Annotated in this window: 2 protein-coding genes; both read right to left on the bottom strand. The window is 34.0% G+C overall.

Annotated features, from left to right (window positions below; genetic code table 11):
- Positions 1-758, bottom strand: a 758-nt coding sequence (locus tag U9P79_05700) for a LytS/YhcK type 5TM receptor domain-containing protein (protein MEA2104117.1), incomplete at its 3' end; no start/stop codon positions are given.
- Between the two features lie 66 nt (positions 759-824).
- Positions 825-2,699: a PAS domain S-box protein gene (locus tag U9P79_05695; protein MEA2104116.1), complete on the bottom strand. Its 1,875-nt coding sequence runs from the start codon at positions 2,697-2,699 to the stop codon at positions 825-827.
- Between the last annotated feature and the right edge of the window lie 694 nt (positions 2,700-3,393).

The following is a 3,393-nucleotide window of genomic DNA, read 5'->3' as shown; positions in this document are numbered from 1 at the left end:
AGGTCATTGAAAATATTTAAAGTTGCAATTCTTTGTTGCTCACTTGTCTGGAATTCCTTATCCAAATTAAAGGTTCTTTCTTGAACTTTTTCTTCAAGCTCTTTTGTGTAATTTTTTACCTTTTCCATATTATTTGCTCTAATAACTGCATCTCTGGAAATAAGAAGAAACATGGTTATCGCAATAACATTGGTAACTACCATTGGGATGACAAAATTTCGTGCCATAAGCATAAATGCTTCTGGAAAAGGTTTGGCTCCGAGCAATGTGCAATAAACCATAGTATGCATAATTTCCCAGACGAAAATTAGAATAGAAATATTTAAAATTTTTCTCTTCGTCATTTCTCCTATTCTATAATTTTTATATTTTGTTAGATAGGCAGCGATGATACTGATGGATATTACAGCAAGACCACAAGGAAGAGCAGTCCAGCCGCCTAAAGAGATTCGGTAAATTCCGCCAACCAATCCAACTACTATTCCAACTATTGGTCCGGCAATAATTGAAGCAAATATTGCAATGCTATCTCTGACGTTTACTATTGCACTCCCTGCCACTAAATTTAAGGGATACTTTGAAGTTGCCATTATCAAAATACTAAAAAAAATAGCAGCAATTATTTTTGAATTTTTTTTTTGTTGTTTTACTAAAAGAAAATCTGCAACTTTGTAGATTCTTAGAATAATATATATAAATGTTAAACTTATTGAAATAAAAACCAATAGACGCCAAATTGCTAAAAATAATTTTTCCATTTTTGTTTTCTCCAGACTATGTTAAAGTAAGCGAATTGAAAAATTCAAAAAAATTAACAAATCAATTCACTCGGCAATTTTATATTTCGGCTTTTTGCCCAATTTCTCAAGAAATTCATTTATCTCTTTTTTCAGTTCTATCATTTTTAATTCTCTACCAACAGCCATTTTGTTGAAAATTTCCAATTCCAAATTTTTCTTTTTCAGTTTTTCCTCTGCCTGCTTACGTTCGGTAATGTCATTAATAATTATTAAGGTTGCTTGTTGCCCTTTGTAAAAAATGAGTTTTGGGGAAATTTCCACATCAATTATATCACCGTTGGTCCGAAGGAATTGTAATTCGATTGGGGCGGGTTGTTCTTTTTGCTTATACATTTTTTGGACACGTTCACCGACAATTTTGTGATAATCAGGATGAATGTAGTCCATTATTGATCTACCCAAGATTTTATCTTCTTGATCAAGGCCAAACAACTTTTCCGCTAATGGATTAACATAAGCAATCTTTCCTTTTACATGAACAATAATGGCGAGGGGTGAATCTTCGATTAGGGTTCGATATCGTTCTTCGCTATCTATCAAATCTTGCTCATTTGCCTTTAATTGCTCAAAATTTGCTTCAAGTTCCTCTTTTGCAGCTTTCAATTCTCTGTGAGTCAGTCTGCTTTCGGTAACGTCTCGAATCACACCGGTAATCCGCCCGGAGTTACTGTTAAAATTGGAAGTTACTTCCAAAATTTTATTCTTGTATTCTACCTCAAACGGTTCAATCTTTTTTCCTTGTAAAATTTCACGAAGATTAGAGAGAACTGTTTTTATCATTTTTCCGCTTAATAATAGTTTGGTAAGGGTGATAATATTTTTTCCAACAATTTCATCTGCCGAAATATTGAGTATTTTTTCAAAAGATTTATTGACTGAAATCACTTTCCCCTTCAGCGTTGTATAAGCGATACCTTCATCAATGTTCTGAAAAATATCAAGAAAATTAGCATCTCTTATACGAAGTGCCTTCTCTCCTTTTTTTATTTCCTCCTTAACTTCCATATTATGCAAAGCAAAAGCGATATCACCGGCAACTTCTTTGAACAGCTCCCGTTCTTCATTTTCAATCACGAAATAATCAGGAACAGATGCTGCCAATAAACCGTAAATTTTATTTTGATATTCCAGTGGGATGGCCATTTCCCTGATTCCAAGTCTAAAATGAAATAAAGGACAATCTTTGCAAAGGGATTCTTCTGCTTTGAGTATGATAAGTTTTCTCTCTTTGAGGGCTAGCTCGGAGCAATAATTATATTTCCCTACTTTGAATTCTTCTATTAATTTTCCAAATCCATCTCCCAAACCAAATTGAGCCCAATGAGCAATCTTCTTATTTTCGTCAAATAACACGATCCAACTTGATGAAAATCCGCGAGTTTCCGCAAGCATTTGGCAAGATTTTTTGATGAGTGTATTCTTATCTTTTTCGCGGAAAATAAGTTGACTGACGTTACGAATTGCGAGCAGGATACTGTTCAAATATTTTACTTTCTTCACTGATTTTTTTTCTTTATCCTTTTCTTCTTTCAGCTTCAGGGCATTATTCACAGCGGTAGGCACGCGACTCATGTGTTCTTTGATCACATAATCCCAAGCACCTTCTCGCATACACTTTACTGCGGTTTCTTCATTTACAGAACCAGTAACAATTATGAAAGGAATTTCCTCGCTTTCCTTTTTTGCGAGATACAGAGCATCCAGTCCGTCAAATTGGGGCATGGAATAATCAGATAAAATAATATCAGGTTTAAAATCCTTAAGTCCCCTTAGAAAATTATTTTCACCCTCCACATGCTTGTAAACAAAATTGAAATCCGAATTACGAAGGGCATTTACTAATAAATCAACATCGTTAGAATCATCTTCTAAAATCAATATTTTTAATTTTTCCTTCATTACAACTCCTATTTTCGTAAAATTTTATTTTTGAGTATGCTTGTCAATAAAATCGTTTCAAAATTCTGGGCGGTCTAAACCATAAGTATCCACCCTTTTTAATATTTTCCAATTAATTAATATAATTCGAGTCTGTCCGTAAAGTAGCATATCAAGTAAAATATACTCTTCATCCTTTTTACAACTCATCCCCTAACCCCTTCTCTTCAAAGAGAAGGGGAACTTTTATCTCCCTCTCTCCGCCAGCCGGCGGAAGGGTCGGGGTGAGGTCGAAAAATAGTACTTTACTGACAGACTCTAAATAGAATGAAATGAGATGGGTGATGTAGAAGTTCTAAATTTATAGGTTGAAAATGAATATTGTTTACTGATTCCAAAGGAGTTATTCAGATTTTATCCCCCAGCTGGCGGATAAATCCGGCTGAAAAAAATGGCTGCTATGTAATGAGTATTATTCATAATAGTTTTTTCGATTCAGCGTGGGGGTTTACCCCCTCGCAGACATTGTCCAAAAAGACTGACGAATAAATCCAGACAAAATGCCCTCAAATAACTCGGTTTTTTTTGATGCATTCTTGAAAAAAAATGGGAGGATGCGAATAAAAAATTAAATAGATTGACAACAATGCGTTACGAAATTTTATATGTGAAATATAAAAACAATAATTTATTTCTGGAGGAATAATGGAAACAA

Source organism: Candidatus Cloacimonadota bacterium (assembly GCA_034661015.1).
Lineage (GTDB): Bacteria > Cloacimonadota > Cloacimonadia > JGIOTU-2 > JGIOTU-2 > JAYEKN01.
Note: the sequence above shows the minus strand (reverse complement) of the source record. Positions and strands in the feature narration are given on the sequence as shown.